This is a genomic window from Kitasatospora sp. NPDC058170, assembly GCF_042883905.1.
Lineage (GTDB): Bacteria > Actinomycetota > Actinomycetes > Streptomycetales > Streptomycetaceae > Kitasatospora.
Genome location: NZ_JBHVUV010000007.1, coordinates 253,518 through 277,272, shown reverse-complemented (window position 1 = coordinate 277,272; position 23,755 = coordinate 253,518). Strand labels below are relative to the sequence as shown.

Sequence of the window (23,755 nt, the reverse complement as noted above, 5' to 3'; positions counted from 1 at the left end):
GCCCGCGCCGACGACCTCTTCTCCGTCCTGATGGGCGAGGACGTCGAGGCCCGCCGCTCCTTCATCCAGCGCAACGCCAAGGACGTCCGCTTCCTCGACGTTTAGGCCGTTTGGTTTGGATGGGGGGCGGGCCAGAAGGGAAATGTCCGTGACGTGCATGTCGGCCGACTGGATGGTCAAGGTGTTCTCGTAGCGGGCGGTGATGCCGGCCCAATGAGTAAGGTCGGCACCTATCAGGGCGATCTGGTGATGTGCGGCAACTGTGGACCACTCCTGCGCCCGGGTTCCGGCAGCGCTCCAGTTGCGATCCAGGTGACGCGCCACCCGAAGCCTGCCACTCGAAAGGGGCCGGTCGACAGCGTGCCCCGGTGCGGATACCACCTTCATGCACCACCGCCCAGCCGTTCCGCCCGCTCACCAATCAGAATTCGCCGAGCATCGCCCTGCCCCGGGAGTGCCCATGGACACAGCCGTCCTGCCGACCCGTCTGGTCTTCACCGACGTGGACGAGACGCTAATCAACTGCAGAAGCATGTTCGACTTTCTCGACTACTACATGACCGGACGCCACGGCGCGACCGGCACCGCCAGAGCCCGGCAGATACGCGAGTCCCTGCTGGAACAGGGGTCTCGGGGGATACCGCGGGAGGAGACCAACCGGACCTACTTCCAGGCCTGGGCCGGCGAGCAGGCCGAGGACGTGGCGCGATGGGGCGAGCGCTGGTTCGCAGAGCGCTCGGCGAACGGCTCCTTCTATCTGACATCCACTCGCGAGGCCCTGATACGACATCAGGCGGACGGAGCTGCCATCGCGCTGGTCTCTGGGTCACTTCCGGCACTGCTGGACCCGATCGCACGGGATATCCGAGCCGACCACGTGCTGTGCACCCGGCCCGAGGAGTGCGACGGTGAGCTGACCGGGCGGATCCTCGGCGACCCCGTGGTCGGCTCCGGCAAGGCGGCGGCCGTACACTCGACGATCACCCGCTATCCGCACCTCAACCCCGCGGAATGCTACGCCTACGGGGATCACATCTCCGATCTGCCGATGCTGAGCGCCGTCGGGCACCCAGTCGTCGTAGGATCGAATCCCGACCTGCTGGCCCGGCTGCCATCGCGGCACCGGCTGTGAGCACAGCCGTGCGCGGATGCCGATACTCGTGCGGCCCTGCACGTACTGTTCCGGTCCGTTCCCGGTGGGCCGTTCAGAGAGACGCAGTAGAACAGCCCCACGAAATCCCGCGCCGCACCAGAGCTCGGCAATTGCTTGTGTTGCACCTCGGTCCGAGCCTTCCCGGAATCTACGGACTTAAACGATTCCACGCCCGGCAGAAGTGTTGAGCCGGTCCCAGCGGGCTGTTGAGCTGGCGGCCGGCGTCCCCGCGCCCGGCTTCTGCTTTCCCGGATGGCGCCGCAGAGCTGATAGGAGCCTCCGGTAGCAGCCTGTCGCGATCGAGCGCGATGCCCCTTTTGTCATCGCATTGCCGATTGTCTCCAGTTAGTGCACAGTCCTGCTTGATCGGCCTCTTTTGCCGAGTCAAGGCGAATTGGCCGCGGATGGGCGGGCTGCTGGGTTGCTCGCGTACCAAGTTTCTGAATACGGCTGACAGGATCTTGAGTGCCTTGATATGTTCATGGTGTCGATCGTTAGTGGCTGATCGACCTCGACAAAGGAGATGTGGTAATGGTTCAGACCATCGCAAGCACATTCACCGCCGAGCAGGTTGCAGGGGCCGAGAAGGCCGCGCAGACGCTGGAGGCGCTCGTGGCGCGTCTCGGGTTCGACGAGGATTTCGCCACGGCCCTGAAGGAGAAGCCGCGGGAGACCCTCGCCGGCGCCGGGCTCGTCATCGAGAAGGAGTCGATGGAGCTGCTGATGCTCGTCGACTCCGAGCGTTTCGACAAGGCGTGTGAGGAGCTGTTCGACCTGGTCGACTCGGACTTCCTCATCACGATGAGCGTGCCGTCCTGCGGCTGACCCACAAGGCCGGGTCGGTGCGTCTGAGCAATGCCTAGACGCATCGACCCGTTGCTCGACTCTTTGGCTGGGGCGTGCGGGCTGTCCCTCGGTCAGTCCTCGTGCCCCAGCTCATTTCCGGCGAAGAGGTGCCGCATGTCACGCGTGGTGTTAGTGAACCTGGCCAGCCTTCCGATGCCTGGCAACCAGCCGATCTTCCCCATCGGGCTCCGTTGCGTCCAGGACGCCTTGGACCGTGCGGGTCATGTGACACGGCTGGTGGACTTCGTCGAGTCGCCGGCGAGTCTGGACGACCTCGAATGGCTTGACGGCCGTTGGGACGTCATCGGGTTCACCATCAGGAACATCGATCCCATCGACATCACCTGCAACACTCACGTTGACGAATACATCGCTTTCGCGGACCGGGTCCGGACAGAACTCGACCGCCGCGGCCTTGACCCGGTGCTGGTCGGCGGGGGGCCAGGGTTCAGCCTCTTCGGCAGCCTGCTCGTCGACCGGCTGGGGCTCGACGTCGGCGTCATAGGTCCCGGGGAGCAGGCCATCCTGGATGTCGCGAACGACCCCCTGTCCTTCAAGGGGCGCGGGTCAACGGTCCAGGGTCGTCGGCACTGCGGATTCCTCACCGACACCCTGCGGCACCCATCCTCGCTGATGGCGGCGTACACGAACGCCCATCGGGCGATGATCGGCGTGGAGACCCGCCGGAAGACCTGCTACCAGACCTGCGGCTACTGCCCGTACGCCTATATCGACGGCGAGAACGCGGGCGATCTCAAACCAATGGAGATCCTGGCCGAGGAGATCGTGGGGATCCACCGCCAGGGATTCCGGAGGATCTTCTTCACGGACGGGATATTCAACAGCGAGCTACGGTACGCCAAGGAAGTTGTCGGCCTGGTCCGGGAGCTCGCCCTCGACGGGCTCAGCTGGTCGGCCTATTTCACTCCGAAACCCTTTGACGACGAGTTCGGCGAAATGCTTCAGGGGAGCGGCGTCGAAGCCGTGGTGGTTTCCCCGGACAGTCTCGACGACCGGGTGATGAGAAACCTCGGAAAGAGCTTCGACACCCGGCATGTACTGCGTTTCCTGGAACGCAGTCGGAAGAACGATCTGCCGGTGCGGGTGAACGTCGTGTTCGGCGGCCCCGGGGAGACCAGAGAGTCCATCCGGAACAGTGCGGAATTCATCAACGAGAACCTCCGGGACGACGAACTGGTGATGCACGTCGGCTACCGGGTGCTGCCGGCCACCGCGCTCGCCCGCGACCTCGGAATGACCGACGACCAACTGCTCTATCCGGCCTTCTACCCCTTCGATTTCGACGTCTTCAACTGGGTGATCCAGGACTTGGACTCCCGTTTCGTCACGCCACAGCTCATGATGAACCTGATGGCCGGCCGGGCCGCGGCCCGGAAGATGGCCAGGGTGCTGTCTGCGCCAGCGGTCACCCCGCCAACCGGGACCACCTTCCTCGCGCTGGCGGGCCAAGGCGGTGGCAATGGCTGCGACCACTGAGCCGGCCCCGGAGGCGGGCCTGGCGGCCCGACGGCTCCGGACTGGGGACGCCGAAGCGGCCGCGCGGCTCTGCTCGTTCGAGGACGTCGATACGGCAGTCGTCGAACGAGAGCTGGCAGCCCCCGACGACTATTGCTGGATGGGCCTGTTCAGTGCGGACGGCACGTTGGCTGCAGTGCACCGCGGCATGCGCTGGCACCGGCATCTCCTGCTGAAGGGGGTCTTCGTCGACGATGGCCACCGCGGTGTCAGCGCCGCCGTCGGCGCGGCCTTCGCCATCAGAGACTGGGCCCGGCAGGCCGGATACGCCGGGGTCCTCGCCTGGATGGAACGGAACAAGCCGGAGGCCCAGTTGGCCGCCCGACTCCGGATCCGTCCGGTCGGGCCGCTGCTGCACCGGTTCCTGGTTCCGCTCCCAGCCGCGGGTGACACGGCCGGCTCTGACAGGGCCCCCAGCACCGGCTCCGGGCTGCCCCGACCGAACGCCGGCACCTTCACCGTGCCGCTCCCCGGCGAGGGGGCGCCCGCCGTCGGGGAACTGCTCGGCATCAAACAGGACAACCCGGACGGCACCCGGGTCGGCTGGATCCTGGACCGTTCCCGGTTGGTGCTGAGCGGCAACCCCTGCCGTTCGGTCGACGACCTGAAGGTGCTCCGCGAGGCCGCCGCGGAGACGGCCGCCGTGACCGGGGCGACCGCACTCGAAGTCCTCTTCGAGGCGGCTGACATCCTGACCGCACTGTCCCTGGCCAAGGCGGGCGTGAAGCGGCTGAGCCGCTCCCCAGTCAACCTGGGCGTGCTCCACTTCGAGTCCGGCTCCACGGACGGCTCGACTGTCGAACGCCGCGCGGCTCTCGGACGCAGCGGGGCCGCGCGGCCATGACTCGCACACCCGTGACCCGACCGCAAGAGGCGCGCCGGATCTGTCTGACCGAGGCGCCCGCCACGGCCGCCGCGCTGTTCCGGCGGCAAGGGCTCAGCCCACGCGATCTCGAAGCCCTGCTGTCCGCCGCGAACCGCGGGGCCGAGTCGAGCAGAGCGGAGACCGTGGAGTTGTCGGACGCGTGGGGGCGGCCGACGAACATGACCCTGTACGTTCCCCCGCCGCGCACGGACCGTCCGCCGGGCGTGATCGTAGGGCTGCATGGCGTCGGGAGTTCCGGTGCCGAGCTGGACGCCTACCTGCGCCCGTTCGCCGACGCGTGCGGCGCACTGTTGCTTTGCCCGACCGCCCGACAACCGGTCACCAAGCGAAGCAACTTCGACCTGGCCGGCCTCTTCGGCAGCCGGTTCCGCGACGACCGCTGGACGACCGATCCGGGAGACTACCCTGCGCAGGCGCTTCGCTGGGCAAGGGAGCACTTGGCCGTTGACACGGACCGCTGCGCGTTAATGGGCTCCTCGATGGGTGGCATCGCCACCTGGAGCATCGCTATGCGGCGCTGGGACTCTCTCAGCATGGCGACTTCCATCAACGGGGCGCCCTCGATGTGGGAGATGTTCGGACCTGACCAAGCCATGCGCGAGTTGCTGCCCAACCTGGTGAACCTGCCGTTCGCCGTGGTCCACGGAAACCGGGACCAGCAGATCCCACCAATCCTCGACCAGGACGCGGTGACCCAGCTGAGGCGCCGGGGACACCAGGAACTCTCGTTCATCGAGGTGCCCGACGGCGAGCACAAGTTGAGCACCATGCGACTGCTCCCGGGGACCCCGCAGTTCGATGACGTGGTTCGGTGCTACCGCTCCGCACGCCGCACCTCCTGGCCTGGCCGGGTCCGCCACCACGCACGCGAGAGCGAGCACGGGAGGGCGCACTGGGTGGCGGTGGACGGCATCGCAGCCGGGCGGACGGCCTTCGTCGAGGCCCGGGCCGTGGACCGCTCGCGGCTGGACGTCCGAACTGCGGGCTGTTCCCGGGTGCGACTGTTCCTCAGCGACCGGCTGGTGGACCCCGGCCGGCTGGTGGTGACGGTCAACGGGAGCGACCAGGCAGTCGACTTTCGACCGTCCCTGACAGACACGGTCACCACCTTTGCCGAGTCTGACTCGGACACCGGCCGCTTGGCGCACATGGTTGTTGATGTGGAAACACCCGAGATCGACGAGTGAGAAGGCACGTTTTGCTGACCCGTGAAGAGATGCACAGACTGCTGGTGGCACGCGGCCAGGAACAGGAGGAGCTTTTCTCGGAGAGCCGCCGGATTCGGAATGAGCAATTCGGGGCGACTGTCGTCCTACGTGGCGTCATCGAGCTGACCAACGTGTGCCGGGTGAACTGCGACTACTGCCCGATGCGTCGCGACAACGTCCGTGAGAACGATACCTTCTTTCTGACGGCCGACCAGATCGTCTCAATCGCGGAGGTGATCCGGGACAGCGGGATCGACGTCATCCTGTTGCAAGGCGGCGAAACCCCGTCGGTGCTTCCGATCCTGGAGAACGCGATTCCGAGGATCCGCCAGCTGTACGACGACCGGGTCGAAGTGCTCCTGAACGTCGGCAATCTCAAGCGCGCGCAGTACGAACGGCTACACGCGCTCGGCGCCACCAGCTACATCCTCAAGCACGAGACCAGTGATCAGGATCTGCATCTGATGATCCGTCACGAGACCCTGGACAGTCGCCTGCGGCACCTGCGGGACCTTCAGGAGGTTGGCTTCAAGATCGGCACCGGGCTCATCTCCAGTCTGCCGGGACAGAGCCTGGACAGCATCGTCGACGACATCGAGCTGGCGGGTGAGATCGGCGCGGACATGTGCAGCGTGAGCCCGTTCATTCCGGCTCCGAACACACCGATGAGCCTTGAGCCTATTGGCGACAACGAGTTGGCGCTCAACGTGATCGCCCTGCTCCGCCTGAACTTCCCGCACCTGCTGATCCCCTCGGTCAGCGCGCTGGAGCGGGTGGGCGGCGGTGGGCAGTCGCGCGGGCTCGACGCGGGCGCGAACGTCATGACTGTCAACTTCTCCGGTGCCGGCGACCAGAAGCGCTACTTGATCTACGGTAAGGATCGGTTCGTCGTGACACTCGGCCATGTACGGGATCTGGTGGAGTCCTCCGGGCTCGAACTGCGGGGCTCGGTGTTCATCGAGCAGGAGTCGACGAGCACGGGAGTCGCCCGGTGAGCACGCCCGTGTCCGGCGCGCCTGCCGCCGGGGTGAACAGCGGCAGGTTCCTCCGCTTCTGGGCCGCCCAGTCCACTTCCCAGCTCGGCCAGCGGTTCGGCCTCGTCGCGCTGCCCGTCATCGCGATCGAGACCTTGCACGCGGGGACCTCCGAGGTCGGCTATCTGACCGCGGCCCTCACGGTCTGCTACCTCCTGGTCGGTCTCCCCGCGGGCGCGTGGGTCGATCGCAGGCCGAAACGGGCCATGATGATCAGGTCGGCGGTGGTTCGTGCTCTCGTTCTGGCCACCATCCCGGCATTGTGGGCCGCCGATCGGCTCTCCCTCGGGTGGCTGTACGGTGCCGCGATCGTCGTCGGCATCGCCTCGGTCTTCTTCGATGTGGCCTATCAGTCGTACGTGCCGTTCATCGTGCCCGACGAGGCCATCGAACCGGCCAACGCGCGGCTGGAGGCCTCAGCCCAGGTCTCCGCTGCCGGCGGGCCCGCTCTCGCCGGGCTGCTGCTCAAAGTCGTCAGCGCCCCGGTGGTGCTCGTCGTCGACGCGGTCGCATACGTGGTGTGTGCCAGCTTCCTCGCGACCGTCAAGGACTCAGAGCCGCACCACGCGAACGAGAAGGGTGAGCGCTCCCGGCTGGCCCAGGACATCCGCGCCGGCGTCCAGTTCGTCATCGGTAACCCGGTGCTGCGGCGACTGTGCGTCTCGGTCGGGGTGTCGAACTTCTTCGCCACGATCGTCATGACGCTCACCCCTCTGCTCATCCTCACCGAACTGGGCCTCGGGACCACCATGATGGGCGTCGTGCTCGGCGTCGGCACGCTCGGTGGCCTGGTGGCGTCGGCTACCCTGCCCAGGATCCGTGCCCGGCTGAGTGCCGGTACGGTCATGGCGGTCGGGCTGCTGCTGGCCGGCCTCTCCATGGTGGCCTTCCCGATCGCCGGGTCCCTGAAGGGGGCGTCTGCGGCGCTGCCGGTCGCCCTGCTCACCCTGGGCCAATTCGGCATGACCTGGAGCGCGGTGACCTTCAACATCACCCAGGTCAGCGTACGGCAGCGAACCTGCCCCAAGGACATGCTGGCCCGGATGAACGCGTCGATCCGCTTCGTCATCTGGGGCAGTATGCCGCTCGCGGCGATCCTGGCTGGCTGGCTCGGCTCCCACCTGGGGGTCGTGGCGTGCATGTGGATCGGCGTGGTGGGGTCGTTCCTGACGGCCCTTCCCATCATCGGCATGGACAGGCTGATCCAGGAGACGACCCCGTCGGCGTCGGCTCCCCTGCAGAATGTCTGAGGCGCGCCGGCAGCTGGCCGGGGCGGTCCTGGCCGCCGGTGGACGGCTCGACGGGTCCGGCCCGGAGGCCACCGCGGCCCGCATCGACCGGTGCGCGCGGTGGTACCGGCGCGCCGGAGTGGGCGACGGCGACCTAGTCCTGCTGACCGGCCTCTCGCCGGACGGCCTGCTGGCCGCCGTGGTCGCGTGCTGGAGCATCGGAGCGGCCGCCTGGGTCACCCCCCGCGCACCGGAGGGGGTGCGGACCTGCGCCGCGACCTTCGTCGCGACCGCGGAAGGGACCGTCCAACCCACGGCGCCCCGGCGGGACGAGCCGACCGGGCCGGTACCCGAGGCCCTAGCGCTGGTGCACGAGACCTCCGGCTCCACCGGCGAACCCAAGCTCGCCCGCCGCAGCGTCGACAGCCTCCTGGCGGAGCACGTCGGCTACCGCGAGGGGCTTCGGCTGGACGCCACGGACACGGTCCGCGTTCCAGTACCGGTGGCCCACTCGTTCGGCTCCGGGGTCGCCATCGGTGCGCTGCTGTCGGGCTGCCGGCTCGATATCCGTCCCTTCTCCACACCGGCCAGCGTCGCCGCGGACCTGGACCGCGGGTCGGCCACCAAGCTGGCCGTGACCCCTGCCCTGCTGGGCCTACTCACCCGCACCGGACGGCGCGGCGACAACCGTCCGCGGGCGATCCTGGCCGGCGCGGGGCTGGTCCCGGACGGCTTGGACGCGGCGTGCGTGGCCCGGTTCGGAGTCCCAGTCACCAGGGGCTACGGATCGAGCGAGACCGGTGGGATCCTCATCGGTCCGCAGGGCCTTGGCCGGCCGATCCCCTCCGTCGAGATCGTCCAGCCCGAGGTCGGGGCGTGCGGCGAGCTGGTGGTCCGGACCGGGACCCCTGTGCTCGGCCATGCCGACGAGCCCGTCCGGACCTCGCTGCGGTGGGACACCGGTGACATCGTCGAACGCGACGCCTCGGGCCAGGTCCGGTTCGTCGAACGCAAACCCGGGGCCTTGCGGGCCAACGGGAAGTTCCTCGACACCGGCCCCGTCAGAGCGGCGCTGGGCGCGGTTGAAGGCGTGGACGAGGTGGCCTTCGTGGTGCTCCCACGGGCTGGCCGTACCGAGTTCGAGGACGTCTTCGCCGTGGTGGCCGGATCCCGGGTCGACCGGAAGTCGGCCGAGCGGGCGTTGCACTCCACCACCACTGACGACTTCGCGCCACGTCTTCGAATCGTCGACGAGCTGCCGCGGACCGGCCTCGGGAAGCTCGACCGGACGGCACTCACGGAAGGGATCACGGGGGATGGATGACATGGCGGTACGGCCGGCTGGCGCCCCCGAATCGGACAGCGGGTGGACGGTTCCGCCGGCAGCCGAGGACTGGGTGGGCGTGGTGATCGGCGCGGTCCTCACGGCCGCCGGGAACGCCGGGGCGGACGAGGCCTCCCTGGCGTCGCTCCGGGCCCGACTCGGTGCCCGCGGCGACGCGCTGGAGACCTCGTCCGCAGAACTCGGGATCGACTCGCTGACCTGGCTGGAGGTGATGACCTTGCTTGAGGAGGAACACGACACGCTCTTCCCCGACGAGGTCGTCACGAGCCAGGCGTCGCACACGGTGCTCGGCCTGGCCAACGCGCTGGCGGACTGCCGACGTAGTCAGGGCTGAGGCCGGACGGAAGACGCAGTACCCACGATCCAAGAAGCGGAACACGTCCAAGAGAGAGGTGTGCATTCATGAAACTCGCAGCCAGTGGCGAGCGGTTCCGGGTGATCGACGATTTCCTGCCCGAGGGTGACCTCGAAGAGATCCGGGCATTGGCGCGGCGGCGGCAGTTCCACGAGGTCGCCAGCGTCGTCAACGCGGAGGCGGACGGGCTGGCCCACCGGTCCCGGGGCGCGCTGCTCCGCCAGGACGCGGTGCTGCTGTCCGAGGACACCGAGGTCGTAGGCATGCCGAACGCCTACGACGCGGTCCTCCAGGAGCTCCACTCGCGCCGCGACATGTTCGGGGTGGCCGGGGAGGACTGGACGGTCGTCGGGTTCAGCTTCTGGCAGTACCCCGCAGGGAGCCGGCTCGGCTGGCACAACGACGTCGACGCGCGGGGAGAATTCGTCTTCTTCCTGCACGAGGAGTGGAACGCCTCCTGGGCCGGTGACCTCACCCTTCTGGACGCCGATCCGGAGACCGTCGAGATCGACACCACAGGCATGTCCCCGCTGGAGGCCGTCGAGGCAAAGGCCGGCGCAGCGTCGCACGCGCTGACCTCCATCGTGCCCAAGCCGAACCGGCTGGTCCTGATCAAGGAGGGCACCATCCACTGCATCCAGCGGGTGGACCGGACCGCAGGGGAGAACGTCCGGCAGACGATGACCGGCTTCGTCGGAATCAACCCGCCCGAGAAGCAGCAGCAGGCCGACAACAGCAACCTCGAGCGGTTGGTGTCCGTGCTCGGCCTGGACTGAAGCCCTCCCCAGGGCTCGTTCCAGGAACATGCTCGGCGCCGTCACACTCTGTCAGGATTGGAAAACCAAGGCTATGGACAAACCGTGGATCACTGAAGGGCCCCGGGAGTTCGAGCGCTGGCTTGCGCTCGGGCAGGTCGATCCGAGACAGGTCGAGCGGATCCGTGAAGGGCTGGAGATCACCGCCCAGGAGCGGATAAGCGAGGTCGGGGGGGACCAGTCACCGGAGGTCTTCTTCCCCGGCCTCACCGCCCGGCCGTGGTGGAGCCGCGACGACTTCCCATGGATCGACGACCTCGAGGCCGCTGCGCCAGTGATCCGCGGAGAGTTCCAGGCCTTCGACCAGGACGTGGACCACACCGCGCCAGCTCCGACAGGACTCGCGGAGGACGGCAAGTGGCGGGCGCTTTACCTGGCCTGCATCGGCAGGCCGTACGCCAGGAACCTCCCGGCGTTCACGCAGACGCTTAAGACCCTGTCCGCGATCCCGGGTGGGACCAACAGCGGGATGACCTATTTCTCCACCGTCCTGGGCGGCACGCACATCGCACCGCACTCCGGGTTCACCAATGCCCACCTCCGGTGCCACCTGTCGCTGATCAACACGGAGGGTTCCCGCATCCGTGTGGCCAACGAGGAACGGAGCTGGGATGAGGGCAAGGCCCTCGTCTTCGATGACTCCTACGAACACGAGGTGTGGAACCAGGGGAGCGATCGCCGGACGGTACTGCTTCTCGACTTCTGGCATCCCGACCTCACGGCACCCGAGATTACGGCGCTGACGCACATGATGGACATCTGGCGACGCATGTACTCACGGCATTTCTGGGCCCACCAGGTGGCTGCCTGATGCCGGATCCGCTTCCCTTGCTGTCTTCCCCATGGAGTGATTTCTGACATGACGCTCGAAATCTGGTCCGAGACCGAGGAGTTCCTGTGCGGACTGCTGTGTCCGCCCGACGCTGATCTGGAGCGGGCGGTGCGTGTCAGCGATGAGGCGAACCTAGCGCCGATCAACGTGTCGGCGCTTCAGGGCCAGCAGATCAGTCTGCTCGCCAGAATCACCGGAGCCCGCCGGATCCTCGAGGTAGGAAGCCTGGGAGGGTATAGCGCCCTGTGGCTGGCAAAGGCCCTGCCGCCAGGCGGACGGATGGTGACCATCGAGAACAATCCGGTACACGCCGCGGTGGCCATAGGGAACATCAGGGCGGCCGGCCTCGCCGACCGCGTCGAGGTCCGCATCGGAAACGCGGCCGACCAACTCACGCTGCTTGTCGAGGAGAAAGCGGCACCATTCGACTTCTTCTTCATCGATGCCGACCAGCACAACAACCTGGTCTATTTCGAGAGTTGCCTTCGGCTCGGTCGTTCGGGCAGCGTCATTGTCATCGACAACGCGGTGAGGTCCGGCGAGGTCTGCAACGTCGAGAATCCGAACGAAGCCGTCCGCGCCACGCAACAGGTGCTGGAACTGGTTGGCAGCGCCGAGCACGTCGATGGAGTGGTCTTTCAGACGGTCGGCAAACGAGGGCACGACGGCATGCTCGTCGCACGAATCCGCTGACACTCGGCCCCGGCGGGGCGCCCTGGCTGTTCAGTCAGAGCCTTCCGTCGGGGCCGTCAGATCGTCGAGCCCGGTTGGTCCCAGCCGAAAAGGACAGATATGTCACGTAGTCAGCAATAGCGAATGGCGACAGGCATCGTTGACCTACGTGCGAGATGTCAACGAGCCCGGGCGCCCCGGCCGCATTGTGGTCTCCGCCGACATGCTCGACGCCCTCGCCCCTGCCAAACACCAGACGCTGCTTGCCCACGAGCCCGCCCACCTCACCCACCACCACTACCTGTTCGTCGTCCTCGCCCAACTCGCCGCCGCCAACCCTCTGCTGCGCCCGCTGGCCACGACCGTCACATTCACCGTCGAACGCAGGGCCGACGGGAGCGCCGCCACCATCATCGGCGACCGCGGACAGGTCGCCCGCACCATCTGCAAGGCCACCTCACCGCCCGCCGCACCCGCGCCCGCAGCTGGATCCCGGCCGCCGCACTCGGCATCCTCGCCCGATTCGGCGACCTGGGGCGCGCTCACTCCAGCGGCCTCGACCCAGTACCACGCCGGGTCACCTCCCTGCTCACCCCCGCCCCGCGCCGCCACATGCGGTCCATCGCCGCGCTCGCGACTCTTGCAGTGGAGACCGCACTGTGCGCGGCCGAACCCGCGCACGACCTGGAAGCGCTCCTCGAGCTGACCAAGAACGCCGCCACGGGCAGCTGCCGGGCCCCGAAACGAGGAGGCCGGGCCGCCCACTCCGCTGCCCGAAACCTTCCATCCGGTGATCTCTCGATCACACCGGTCTCCGCGATGCCCCGCACCGCCGGTCCTACGGATCCGCCGGGGCGCCCGCCGAGGTCCACGGGGCGGGGCAGAAGGTGCCCTCGGCGGGTTTTCTCGGGATCCGCGCCGAATGGGAGCTCGCCAGCCCCGACCAGCGGAACCGGCTGCTGCGGACGGTGGTGAAGCAGGTGCTGGTCCGGCGGGGGCGCGGAACCCCGTCGGCGGACAAGTACGAGATCGTTCCCGCGCGGGCGGCGTAGGCGATCGAGCAACCTGACGGGCGGCAACGCGGTGCGGCGGAGGCGCCAGGCGATCGCGCGACCTCATCCGCCCTGCCCTTGCCGACCGTGCTTGACACCGATCACCGGCGGCGTAGCATCTGCTCCGGCTCGTCATGCATTCGCCGGCGCCACGAAGCTCGCACCGAACATGGCCACCACGTGCTGGGCGCCGAGTCCTGCCGTCCGGGGCCAGGAGAGTCGTTCGTCGGGGCGGACGACCGCTCCCGGTGCGGGCGTACGCCCGTCACCGTGCAGCTTCCAGCGCACGCCGAGATCCATGTGGGGGTTCGCTTTCTCTGTACTTCCGGGGGACTGTCCGCACCATTCTCCTGGTCACCGGGCCTCCCGCCGGTCACCGCCCCCGCGCCTGACCTGCGCGCCCTCGTCCATGGAGCAGACCCAGGAGCCGGCGGCCGGCCACCCGTGCGCCCGTCAGGGCAGGCGCTCGTCCGACCGGGGCGTCCGGCCGGATCCGTCCGGGAGCAGCTCGGCGGCGCGGTCGGCGACCTCCTGGTGCAGGGCGTCGCGCACGGCCCGGACGGCGGGCTGGGTCACCGCCTCGCGCCGCACGGCCAGCGTGATCGGCAGTCGGATGTCGACCTCGTCCACCAGCAGCCGCCGCAGCCGGGCCCGATCGGCGAGGAAGGCCGGCAGCACACCGATGCCGGCCCCCAGGCGGGTGGCTTCGAGCTGGGCGAAGACGTTCGTGGAGGAGAACGCGGGTGTGACGCCCGGCAGATGGCGTTCGATGTCGAGGTCGCCGACCTGGAGCATCGACTCGATGTAGAAGACCAGCGGATGCTCCCGCAGGTCGGCGACCGTGGCGGGGGCCCCGCAGCGTGCGAGGTACTCGTCGCTGGCGTACAACCCCAGCGCGTAGTCGGTGAGGTGCTCGGTCACCAGCCGGCTCCGCGGCGGCCTGCCGATCGTCAGGGCGAGCTCGAAGCCGGCCGGGCGCAGGTTCAACTGACGGGTCGCCGTGATGAGTTCGGCATGCAGTCGGGGGTGGCGCCGGCGCACCCGGGCCAGGGCCGGGGTGGCGAAGACGGTGCCGAAGCCGTCCGGAGCGCTCACCCGGACGGTGCCGTGGAGTGACGGCGCGTCCTGGCCGGACACCGCGTCGACGACGCGGACGAGGGCGTCCTCGATCGCGCGGGCGCTCTCGGAGACGGCCTTTCCGACGTCCGTCAGGACCCAGCCCTCCGCGTCACGCTCCATCAGCCGCACTCCGAGCCTCTTCTCCAGCGCGGCGATGCGGCGCGACACGGTGGTGTGGTCCACGCCCAGCGCGTCGGCCGCGGTCACCAGAAGCCCCGTACGGGCGACCGCGAGCAGGTAGCGCAGATCGTCCGCACGGAGTGTCCGCGGATCCAGGCTGCCGCGGTCCGCCCGCAGAAGCGGGGCCTGGGCCTGGGCCTGGGCCTGGGCCTGGGCCTGGGCCGGATCGTCGCCGACCGGGCGGGAACGGGAACGCACCCGATCAGCGTATCTGCATTTCCGCACACCCCGTCTGCACGATTGGCGCTTGAACGCACAGCCTCGCGGGCGCCACAGTCGAACCGCCCGGGCCGGACGCACCCGGCCGCCGTTCCTCCCACCGTCGAGGGGTCCTCCATGGTCGCCAGCCTGTCCCTGCCCCGGATCATGCGCGTCGGCCGCGGCGCCGCCGAGGAGTTGGGCAGCGTCATCGCGGGGCTCGGACTGAGCCGCCCGCTCCTCGTCACGGACGCGTTCCTGGTCGGGAGCGGCGCCGCGGAACGCCTGGCGGCGACGCTGCGCCGGGCCGGGCTGCACCCGCGGCTGTTCTCCGACACCGTGCCCGACCCGACGACCGACTCGCTGGCCCCGGGCCTGGAGGCGCTGCACGACCACGGGGCGGACTCGGTCATCGGGTTCGGCGGCGGCAGCCCGATGGACAGCGCCAAGGCCCTCGCCCTGCTGGGCGTGCAGGGCGGTCACATGCGCGACTACAAGGCGCCGCGCGTCAACCTCGGGCCGGCCCTCCCGGTGATCGCCGTCCCCACCACCGCCGGCAGCGGATCGGAGGCGACCCAGTTCACCGTCATCACCGACAGCGGCACGGACGAGAAGATGCTCTGCCTGGGCCCGGCGTTCCTGCCGCTCGCCGCCGTGGTCGACGTGGAACTGACCCTGTCGATGCCGCCCCGGCTGACCGCCGACACCGGCATCGACGCGCTCACCCACGCCGTCGAGGCGTACGTGAGCCGCAAGGCCAACCCCTTCTCCGACGGCCTCGCCCTCACCGCGATCGGCACCATCGGCCGGCACCTGCGCCCCGCCTACGCGGACGGCTCGGACACCCGGGCCCGCGAGGCCATGATGCTCGCCGCGACCCAGGCCGGCATCGCCTTCTCGAACTCCAGCGTCGCCCTGGTGCACGGCATGAGCCGCCCGATCGGCGCCCACTTCCACGTCGCCCACGGCCTGTCGAACGCGATGCTCCTCCCCGCGGTGACCGCCTTCTCCGTGCACGCGGCGCCCGGCCGGTACGCCGACTGCGCCCGCGCCCTGGGAGCCGCGACCGCCGCGGACTCCGACGACGCGGCCGCCGACCGGCTCGTCGACGCACTCCGCGTCCTCTGCCACGACCTGGACGTGCCCACGCCCCGCAGCTACGGCATCGACCGGAAGGAATGGACCCGACTGGCGCCCCTGATGGCCGAGCAGGCCCTGGCGTCCGGCTCCCCCGCCAACAACCCCGTCGTGCCCACCACCGACCAGATCCAGGACCTCTACGCCCGGGTCTACGCCTGATCCCCCGCCGCCTGGCCCGACCTACCGACCGCCCCGACCGGCCCGCATGGTCCTGCCGACCGGCCCGGCCGGGAGGGGGCCGTGCGATCGTGGGCGGCGTGAACGAACCGGTGGAGCGCGTGGACGACCAGGACCAGGTGCTGGGGGTGGTGGACCGCGGTGAGGCCATCCGTCGGGGCTGGCTGCACCGCATCGCGACGACGGTGTGCCGTGACCGGCAGGGGCGCGTACTGGTCTACCGGCGGCCCGGCAACCTGTCCCGGTTCCCCGGCCACCACGAGGTGATGTTCGGCGGAGCCGTGAACGTGGGCGAGTCCTATGAGCAGGCGGCGGCCCGGGAGCTGACCGAGGAGCTGGGCATTCACGTACCGGTGCGCTTCCTGTTCAAGTTCCTCTGCCGGGGGGCGATCAGCCCGTACTGGCTCGGCGTGCACGAGGCCGTGGTCACGGACGAGGTGACGCCTGATCCGGGAGAGGTCGCCTGGCACGGCTGGCTGACGGAGGCGGAGCTGCAGGAGGCCGTGCGGCAGTGGCTCTTCATCCCGGACGGGCAGGAGGCGTTCGGCCGCTATCTCCTCGCCACCGACCCACCGACCCACAGACCCACAGACCCGCCGACCGGCCGTGCACCGACCGGACGTCCACCCACGGATTGACAGCGTTCGACGGGGTGAACCATAATCCCGTGATCGATCACGTGAGCGGTCACGGGACGGGGGGATCTCCTTGGGTGGGGTTGCGGCGGACCCGTTGCGCGGCCCAGTGCGCGGACCGTTGCGCGGACCGTTGCGCGGCCTGATCCGCGAACGCCTGCGGCTGTTACGGCTGCTCGGCCTCGCCCGGCGCCGGGACCGGATCGGACTCGTCTGCGCGGCCGGCCTGTTGGTCCTGGCCGCCCCGCTGACCGCGATGACGGCCGGCCGACTGGTCGGGGCCGTCGCACGGACCGGGGACCGGACGGGCTCGGCGGGCTCGACGGAGGCGTTCCTCGCACTCGGCGGCCTCCTCGGCACGATGCTGCTGTTCCAGGCCTCCTCGACGGTCCAGCAGATCTTCGAGCACCGGGTGGCCTGGGCCATCGACGGCGGCGTGCGCCGAAGGGTCCGCGAACTGGCGGTCGCCCCACGGGAGATCAGCCACCTGTCGGAACCCGGCTTCACGGCCGACGCCGCCCGGGCGACCGATCTGGGGTTCACCTGGCGCACCCGGTCCGCCGGAACGGCCACCACCGGGCAGGTGCACCTCCTCGCCCGGCTCGTCGGCACCGGCGCGGCGACGGCCGTCCTGGCGTGGCACCTGCCCCTGCTCGCCCCTCCCCTGCTGGTGGTGACCATGCTCAACCGGGCCGTGGTCAGGAAGCAGTGGGTGCACCTCGTGGCGGTCGAGGACGCCGCGATCGCCGGTGAACGGAAGACCGAGTACTGGTCCGAGGTGGCGGCCGGTCCGATGGCGGGCAAGGAGGTCCGGCTGTTCGGACTGGCCGGCTGGATCGTCGATCGCCGCCGGAGCGAGCACCACGCGTGGATGTCGGTCCGCTGGGCCGCCCGGCGCGCCGTCGTCCGGCGGCAGACGGCGCCCGTCGTCCTGGCCGCGCTCTCCGCGGCGGGCGCGCTCGTCGTGCCGGGCGCCGCCGCCGCCGAAGGCCTGCTGGACGCCGGCGAGCTGGCGACGTGCCTGGTCGCGGCCATGACGGTCTGGGGCATGGGCGTGCTGCTCGGCCAGGACCTGGACCTCGCCCACGGCCTCGGCGCCGTCCGGGCCCTGGACCGGCTGGAGCACACGAGCCCGGAGCCCCGTCAGGAGCCGGGGCGCGCGGCCGGGCCGGCCGAGGGCCCGGTCCGCTTCGAGGCGGTCTCCTTCGGCTACCCGGGAGCGTCCCGGAAGATCCTCGACGGCCTGGACCTGGAGATCCGGCCGGGCGAGGTGCTGGCCGTCGTCGGGGCCAACGGCGAGGGCAAGACCACCCTGATCAAGCTCCTGGCCGGCCTGCACACCCCGACCCGCGGCCGGATCACCGTGGCCGGCACCGATCTGACGGAGCTGGACGTCGAGGACTGGCGCCGCCGGCTCGCCGTGGTCTTCCAGGACTTCCTGCGGTACCCGGCCTCGCTGCGCGACAACGTCGCGCTGGCCGCGCCCGAGCGGCCCGCCGACGACGCGGCCGTCCTGCGCGCACTCGACCGCGCCGGCGCGGGACCACTGGTGCAGGCCCTCCCGGACGGGCTCGACACCGTGCTGTGGCGCGGCGGGGAGGCCGGCCGGGACCTCTCCGGCGGCCAGTGGCAGAGCGTCGTCATCGCCCGCGCGCTGTACGGAGTGGCGCACGGCCGCCGCCTGGTCGTCTTCGACGAGCCGACCGCCAATCTCGACGTCCGGGCCGAGACGGAGTTCTTCCAACGGGTCGCCACGACCATCGGGGACGCCTCCGCCGTGCTGATCTCGCACCGGCTCTCCACGCTCCGGCATGCCGACCGGATCGTCGTCCTGCGCGACGGCCGGATCGTCGAGTCCGGCCGCCACACCGACCTCCTGGACCGCGACGGCGTCTACGCCGCCCTCTTCCGGCTCCAGGCGGAGCACTTCGACACCGGGGCGGCCGCGTCATGACGAAGCGATGGCACACCGCGCGGCACCTGTTCGCGCTCGGGCTGCGCGCCGACCGCGGCGGGGTGGCCCTGGTGGCCCTGCTGATCCTGGCGGCCTCGGCCTCGCTGGCCGGGACGGCGGCGGCGCAGCGCTGGATCGTGCAGGGCGCCGGCCGCGGTTCGACCTCCGCCGTCCTGGCGGCCGCCGCGCTCGGCGTCGCGGTCATGACCGCGCAGAGCGCGCTCACCAGGCTGCGCCAGCTCCGCTGCGCGGATCTGGGCGAGCTCGTCGCCCGCGACCTCGACCAGGAGGTGCTGGCCGCGGCGGCGAACGTGCCGACCATCGCGCACCTCGAACACCCGGAGTACGCGAACCGGTTGACGCGGCTGCGGCAGGGCACCCGGGACATGGCGGAGACCTGCTGGTTCGCCGCCGAGACGGCCGGGGCGGTGCTGGGTCTGGCGCTCGGCGTGTGGCTGCTGGCCCAGGTCGATCCGTTCCTCCCCGCGGTGATGCTCGCGGCCGCGCCGATGCTCTACTGCACCTCCCGGGCCCGGCGGCTGGTCCGGGAGGCGCGGGAGGCCTCGGCCCCGGCGGCCCGGCTGGAGCGGGAGCTGCACGAGCTCTGCACCCGGCCGGCGCCCGCGAACGACGTCCGGGTCGCCGGCAGCGCGGCGGAGCTCGACCGGCGCGCCGCGGACCTCTGGGCGGGGGCCGGGCAGGCCGAGTCCCGGGCCAGGATCCGCGGCCTGCGGTGGGAACTGACCGGCTGGGTCTGCTTCTTCGCGGCGATGGCGGCCGCCTTCACCGTCCTGGTCCGCCTCCGCGAGGAGGGCCGGGCCACGCCCGCGGACATCGTCATGCTGATCTCGCTGATGGGCCAGCTCACCCAGCAGGTGGCGATCGCCGTGTACGGCGCCGGGCGGCTCACCGAGAGCGCCCGCACGATCGACCACTACGTCTGGTTCACCGAGTACGCGGCCCGGGCGCGCCGGGGCTCCGCGGCGGCGCCGGCCCGGCTGACCCGGGGCATCGAGCTCCAGGGCGTCACCTTCGGCTACCCCCGGTCCGACCGCCCGGTCCTGGACGGTGTCGACCTGCGGCTGGCCCCCGGCACGGTGGTGGGTCTGGTCGGCCTCAACGGCGCCGGGAAGACCAGTCTGGTCAAGCTGCTGACCGGGCTCGCCGAACCGACGTCCGGCCGGATCCTGGTCGACGGGACCCCGCTGCCGGAGCTGGCCCCCGCGCAGTGGGCCGCGCGGTGCACGGCGGTGTTCCAGGACTTCACCCGGTTCCAGACCCCGGTCCGGGAGGCCGTCGGGCTCGGCGACCTGCCCCTGATCGACGATCCGCCCGCGGTCCGCGCCGCGATCGACCGGGCCGGCGCCACGGCGCTCGTCGCCAGGCTCGCCGACGGTCTGGAGACGCAGTTGGGCCCGGTGTTCGAGGGCGTCGAGCTGTCCGGGGGCGAGGGGCAGAAACTCGCCGTGGCCCGGGGCCTGATGCGGCGCGATCCGCTGCTGTTCGTGCTGGACGAGCCGACCGCCGCGATCGATCCGGCGGCCGAGCACGAGCTGTTCCAGCGGTTCGCCCACCAGGTACGGGAAATGGTCGCGGAACGCGGCGGAATAGCAATTCTCATTTCGCACAGGTTCTCCACCGTCCGCATGACCGACCGGATAGTCGTGCTCGACGGCGGCAGCATTGTCGAGGAGGGCTCCCATGACGAACTCATGAACGCGTCGGGCCGTTATGCCGAGCTCTACCGGCGACAGGCGAACGCGTACGTCACCTGACATGCACTCAAGAACCAATGTCCACAGCCGATCTGTCGATCCGTCAGCACAGCGGAAATCGTGACGTCGGACACCGGCCATGCGGTAGCCTGTGCGCAGGAATTCCGGGAATTCGACCCGACCGGTCGGCCCGGGTCACCCGGAAATGCCCGGCCGGGTAGTTCCGGCACCGACAACTGCACAGTTCCACAGGCGTCGATCCGGCCATCACCGGGGAGCCTCCGGAAGAAACGGGCCGCGCCGGCCCGGAGTAGAACCGGACGGGTGCGGCCCGTCACAGCCGCCTACGAGAGGTCGCCCATCCGTGGGCGGCAAGCGGGGTGGTACCGCGGCGTCCCGGACCGGGCCGTCGTCCCCGTGTCAGCAAGGTTCGATCCCGCTGCACGAGGAGCAACACCATGGACGACCGTCCCGGTACCGCCTACCCCGCCGTCCCGGCCCATCCCTCCTTCCCCGCGCTCGAACGCGAGGTGCTCGACTTCTGGGCGGCCGACAACACGTTCACGGCCTCGGTCGAGGCCCGCCCGGCCGGCGAGAACGGGAGCAACGAGTACGTCGTCTACGACGGCCCCCCGTTCGCCAACGGCCTGCCGCACTACGGCCATCTGCTGACCGGGTACGTCAAGGACGCGGTGCCGCGCTACCGGACGATGCGCGGCAAGCGCGTCGAGCGCCGGTTCGGCTGGGACACGCACGGACTGCCCGCGGAGGTCGAGGCGGAGCGCCGGCTCGGCATCAAGCACAAGTCCGAGATCGACACGATGGGCGTCGCGGCCTTCAACGAGGCCTGTCGCTCCTCGGTGCTGCGGTACACGGCGGAGTGGCGCGACTACGTGACCCGCCAGGCCCGCTGGGTCGACTTCGACCACGGCTACAAGACCCTCGACCTCTCCTACATGGAGTCGGTCATGTGGGCGTTCAAGCAGCTCTGGGAGAAGGACCTGGTCTACTCCGGCTTCCGGGTGCTCTGGTACTGCTGGCGCTGCGAGACGCCCCTGTCGGCCACCGAGACCAAGATGGACGACGTCTACCTGGACCGGCAGGACCCGGCCGTCACGGTCGGGCTCCGGCTCTCCGTGCCCGCCGACGCCCCCGACGCCCCCGACGCCCCCGGCGCGCCGGGCAGCGGGCTCGACGGGGCCTACGCGCTGATCTGGACGACCACCCCGTGGACGCTGCCCTCGAACCTGGCCGTCGCCGTCCACCCCGACATCGACTACGTCCTGGTGGAGACCGACGCCGGGCACGGCGCGCGGCGCTACGTCCTCGCCGAGGCCCGGGTCCCGCACTACGCCCGCGAGTTGGGCGAGGAGCCGACCGTCCTGCGCCGGCTGAAGGGCACCGAGCTGCTGGGGCTCTCCTACACCCCGCCGTTCGACTTCCTGACCGGCCGGGAGAACGCCCACCGGGTGCTGGCCGCCGACTACGTGACCGTCGAGGACGGCACCGGGCTGGTGCACCTCGCACCGGCCTTCGGCGAGGAGGACAAGGCCGTCACCGACGCGGCCGGCATCGAGGTCGTGATCCCGGTCGACACCCGCGGCGAGTTCACCGCCGACGTGCCGCCGTACGCCGGCCTGCAGATCTTCGACGCCAACAGGCCCATCATCCGGGACCTCCGGGACGGCGCCCCGCACGCCTCCGGTCTGCTGCTGCGCCACGAGACCCACGACCACCCGTACCCGCACTGCTGGCGCTGCGCCAACCCCCTGATGCAGCGCGCCGTCGACTCCTGGTTCGTCCGGGTGACCACCGTCCGCGACCGGATGGTGGAGCTCAACCAGCAGATCGACTGGGTGCCTTCGAGCCTGCGCGACGGCCAGTTCGGCAAGTGGCTGGAGGGCGCGCGGGACTGGAACATCTCCCGCAACCGGTACTGGGGATCGCCGATCCCGGTCTGGGTCTCCGACGACCCGCGGTACCCGCGGACCGACGTCTACGGCTCGCTGGACGAGCTGGAGCGCGACTTCGGCGTGCGCCCCACCGACCTGCACCGGCCGCACATCGACGAGTTGACCCGGCCCAACCCGGACGACCCCACGGGGCGGTCGACGATGCGCCGGGTCCCCGAGGTGCTGGACTGCTGGTTCGAGTCGGGGGCGATGCCCTTCGCCCAGGTGCACTACCCGTTCGAGAACACCGAGTGGTTCGAGGACCACTTCCCCGGTGACTTCATCGTCGAGTACAACGGGCAGACCCGCGGCTGGTTCTACACCCTGCACGTGCTGGCGACGGCCCTGTTCGACCGGCCGGCGTTCTCCTCCGCGCTCGCCCACGGCATCGTGCTGGGCGACGACGGCCAGAAGATGTCGAAGTCCCGGCGCAACTACCCGGACGTCAACGAGGTGTTCGACCGCGACGGCTCCGACGCGATGCGCTGGTTCCTCTTCGTCTCGCCGATCCTGCGCGGCGGAAACCTCGTCGTCACCGACCAGGGGATCCGGGAGGGCGTGCGCCAGGCGATCCTGCCGCTGTGGAACACCTGGTCCTTCCTCTCCCTCTACGCCGGGGCGGCGGGCCGCAGCGGCGTGCGGCGCACCGACAGCCCCGACGTGCTGGACCGGTACGTGCTGGCACGGACGGCCTCGCTCGTCGACGACGTCACCGCCGCGATGGACGCGCTCGACCTCGCCGGCGCCTGCGAGCGGATCCGCGACCACGCCGAGGTGCTGACCAACTGGTACGTCCGGCGCTCCCGGAAGCGGTTCTGGGACGGCGACGCGGACGCCGTCGACACCCTGCACACCGTGCTGGAGGTCACCGCCCGGGTGGCCGCCCCGGTCCTGCCGCTCACCACCGAACAGCTCTGGCGGGGGCTCACCGGCGGCCGCTCGGTGCACCTCACGGACTGGCCCGCCGCCGACGAACTGCCGCACGACCCCGAGCTGGTCGCGGCGATGGACCGGGTGCGGCAGGCCGCGTCCGCCGCGCTGTCGCTGCGCAAGGCCCGCGGCCTGCGGGTGCGCCTGCCGCTGGCCCGGCTGACCGTCGCGGCCGCCGACGCCGCCCGGCTGGAGCCGTTCGCCGACATCCTGCGCGACGAGATCAACGTGAAGGAGGTCCTGTTCACCACCGACGTCGACACCCACGGCCGGTTCGAACTGGCGGTCAACGCCTCGGCCTGCGGACCCCGGCTCGGCCGGGACACCCAGAAGGTGATCCGCGCGGTCAAGGCGGGCGAGTGGAGCCAGGACGGCGAGGGCCGGGTGACCGCGGCCGGGATCGAGCTGCTGCCGGGCGAGTTCACCGAGCGCCTGGTCGCCTCCGACCCGGACGAGAGCGCCGCGCTGCCGAACAGCACCGGGCTGGTCGTGCTGGACACCTCGGTGACGCCGGAGCTCGCGGCCGAGGGCCTCGCCAAGGACGTCGTCCGGCTGGTGCAGCAGGCCCGCCGTGACGCCGGCCTCGACGTGTCCGAGCGGATCGCGCTCACCCTGGACGCCTCGGACGGCGTGCTGGCGGCGGTGCGGGCCCACGAGGCGTTCCTGGCCGCGGAGGTGCTGGCCACCTCCGTCGCCTACGCCGAGGCCCCGGAGCCGACGCTCGTCGGCGCGGTGGCGGACGGCGGCCAGGTGAAGGTCCGCCTGCACCGGAGCTGACGGCGGGGCGGCCCG

At 70.3% G+C, this 23,755-nt stretch carries 20 protein-coding genes and 1 pseudogene; 19 read left to right on the top strand and 2 right to left on the bottom strand.

Annotated features, from left to right (window positions below; genetic code table 11):
• The first annotated feature begins 460 nt into the window (after nt 1-460).
• The 14 genes from ACFVVX_RS10905 (at nt 461) to ACFVVX_RS10840 (ending at nt 12,963) form a co-directional block, all read left to right on the top strand.
• Nucleotides 461-1,132 carry an HAD family hydrolase gene (locus ACFVVX_RS10905; RefSeq protein WP_387943785.1) on the top strand — a complete coding sequence of 224 codons (672 nt, stop codon included), beginning with the start codon at nt 461-463 and terminating at the stop codon, nt 1,130-1,132.
• 552 nt (nt 1,133-1,684) lie between these two features.
• A complete protein-coding gene (locus ACFVVX_RS10900; protein ID WP_387943783.1) occupies nt 1,685-1,978 on the top strand; it encodes a hypothetical protein in 294 nt (97 codons plus the stop codon).
• 135 nt (nt 1,979-2,113) lie between these two features.
• Nucleotides 2,114-3,496, top strand: a complete 1,383-nt coding sequence (locus ACFVVX_RS10895; RefSeq protein WP_387943781.1) for a B12-binding domain-containing radical SAM protein — start codon at nt 2,114-2,116, stop codon at nt 3,494-3,496.
• Nucleotides 3,480-4,379 carry a hypothetical protein gene (locus ACFVVX_RS10890; RefSeq protein ID WP_387943779.1) on the top strand — a complete coding sequence of 300 codons (900 nt, stop codon included), beginning with the start codon at nt 3,480-3,482 and terminating at the stop codon, nt 4,377-4,379. Before ACFVVX_RS10895 ends, ACFVVX_RS10890 begins: the two co-directional genes overlap by 17 nt.
• An 11-nt stretch (nt 4,380-4,390) precedes the next feature.
• Nucleotides 4,391-5,608, top strand: a complete 1,218-nt coding sequence (locus ACFVVX_RS10885) for a hypothetical protein (protein WP_387943777.1) — start codon at nt 4,391-4,393, stop codon at nt 5,606-5,608.
• A gap of 11 nt (nt 5,609-5,619) precedes the next feature.
• Nucleotides 5,620-6,624, top strand: a complete 1,005-nt coding sequence (locus ACFVVX_RS10880; RefSeq protein WP_387943775.1) for a radical SAM protein — start codon at nt 5,620-5,622, stop codon at nt 6,622-6,624.
• Complete coding sequence (locus tag ACFVVX_RS10875) at nt 6,621-7,913, top strand: MFS transporter (protein ID WP_387943773.1); 1,293 nt, start codon at nt 6,621-6,623, stop codon at nt 7,911-7,913. Before ACFVVX_RS10880 ends, ACFVVX_RS10875 begins: the two co-directional genes overlap by 4 nt.
• A complete protein-coding gene (locus tag ACFVVX_RS10870; RefSeq protein ID WP_387943771.1) occupies nt 7,906-9,216 on the top strand; it encodes a class I adenylate-forming enzyme family protein in 1,311 nt (436 codons plus the stop codon). The genes ACFVVX_RS10875 and ACFVVX_RS10870 overlap by 8 nt, the downstream gene beginning before the upstream one ends.
• Complete coding sequence (locus tag ACFVVX_RS10865) at nt 9,209-9,571, top strand: phosphopantetheine-binding protein (RefSeq protein ID WP_387943769.1); 363 nt, start codon at nt 9,209-9,211, stop codon at nt 9,569-9,571. The genes ACFVVX_RS10870 and ACFVVX_RS10865 overlap by 8 nt, the downstream gene beginning before the upstream one ends.
• A gap of 68 nt (nt 9,572-9,639) precedes the next feature.
• Nucleotides 9,640-10,368, top strand: a complete 729-nt coding sequence (locus ACFVVX_RS10860) for a 2OG-Fe(II) oxygenase (protein WP_387943767.1) — start codon at nt 9,640-9,642, stop codon at nt 10,366-10,368.
• 28 nt (nt 10,369-10,396) lie between these two features.
• Nucleotides 10,397-11,218 (top strand): aspartyl/asparaginyl beta-hydroxylase domain-containing protein, encoded by an 822-nt coding sequence (locus tag ACFVVX_RS10855; protein ID WP_387943765.1) that lies wholly within the window; start codon nt 10,397-10,399, stop codon nt 11,216-11,218.
• Nucleotides 11,219-11,266: 48 nt separating this feature from the next.
• Nucleotides 11,267-11,932 carry an O-methyltransferase gene (locus ACFVVX_RS10850; RefSeq protein WP_387943763.1) on the top strand — a complete coding sequence of 222 codons (666 nt, stop codon included), beginning with the start codon at nt 11,267-11,269 and terminating at the stop codon, nt 11,930-11,932.
• Between the two features lie 148 nt (nt 11,933-12,080).
• Nucleotides 12,081-12,617 (top strand): M48 family metalloprotease, encoded by a 537-nt coding sequence (locus ACFVVX_RS10845; protein ID WP_387943761.1) that lies wholly within the window; start codon nt 12,081-12,083, stop codon nt 12,615-12,617.
• Nucleotides 12,618-12,798: 181 nt separating this feature from the next.
• Nucleotides 12,799-12,963, top strand: a complete 165-nt coding sequence (locus ACFVVX_RS10840; protein ID WP_387943759.1) for a hypothetical protein — start codon at nt 12,799-12,801, stop codon at nt 12,961-12,963.
• A 144-nt stretch (nt 12,964-13,107) separates the two neighbouring features.
• Here the strand turns inward: ACFVVX_RS10840 and ACFVVX_RS10835 are convergent.
• Both ACFVVX_RS10835 and ACFVVX_RS10830 read right to left on the bottom strand, forming a co-directional pair.
• A pseudogene (locus tag ACFVVX_RS10835) lies at nt 13,108-13,263 on the bottom strand (nitrate reductase); the annotation flags it as partial.
• Between the two features lie 153 nt (nt 13,264-13,416).
• The gene (locus ACFVVX_RS10830; protein ID WP_387943757.1) at nt 13,417-14,460 is read right to left on the bottom strand and encodes a LysR family transcriptional regulator; all 1,044 of its coding nucleotides are present in this window, start codon (nt 14,458-14,460) and stop codon (nt 13,417-13,419) included.
• A gap of 138 nt (nt 14,461-14,598) precedes the next feature.
• Between ACFVVX_RS10830 and ACFVVX_RS10825 the strand changes: the two genes are divergently transcribed.
• The 5 genes from ACFVVX_RS10825 to ileS all read left to right on the top strand — a co-directional run bounded on the left by ACFVVX_RS10825 (nt 14,599) and on the right by ileS (nt 23,740).
• Entirely contained in the window at nt 14,599-15,759 is a 1,161-nt protein-coding gene (locus ACFVVX_RS10825) for an iron-containing alcohol dehydrogenase (protein WP_387943755.1), read from the top strand.
• A 98-nt stretch (nt 15,760-15,857) separates the two neighbouring features.
• Nucleotides 15,858-16,415, top strand: a complete 558-nt coding sequence (locus tag ACFVVX_RS10820) for an NUDIX hydrolase (protein WP_387943753.1) — start codon at nt 15,858-15,860, stop codon at nt 16,413-16,415.
• Between the two features lie 130 nt (nt 16,416-16,545).
• Nucleotides 16,546-18,366 carry an ABC transporter ATP-binding protein gene (locus tag ACFVVX_RS10815; protein WP_387943751.1) on the top strand — a complete coding sequence of 607 codons (1,821 nt, stop codon included), beginning with the start codon at nt 16,546-16,548 and terminating at the stop codon, nt 18,364-18,366.
• A complete protein-coding gene (locus ACFVVX_RS10810; protein WP_387943749.1) occupies nt 18,363-20,141 on the top strand; it encodes an ABC transporter ATP-binding protein in 1,779 nt (592 codons plus the stop codon). Before ACFVVX_RS10815 ends, ACFVVX_RS10810 begins: the two co-directional genes overlap by 4 nt.
• A gap of 398 nt (nt 20,142-20,539) precedes the next feature.
• A complete protein-coding gene (gene ileS / locus ACFVVX_RS10805; RefSeq protein ID WP_387943747.1) occupies nt 20,540-23,740 on the top strand; it encodes an isoleucine--tRNA ligase in 3,201 nt (1,066 codons plus the stop codon).
• Nucleotides 23,741-23,755: the final 15 nt, after the last annotated feature.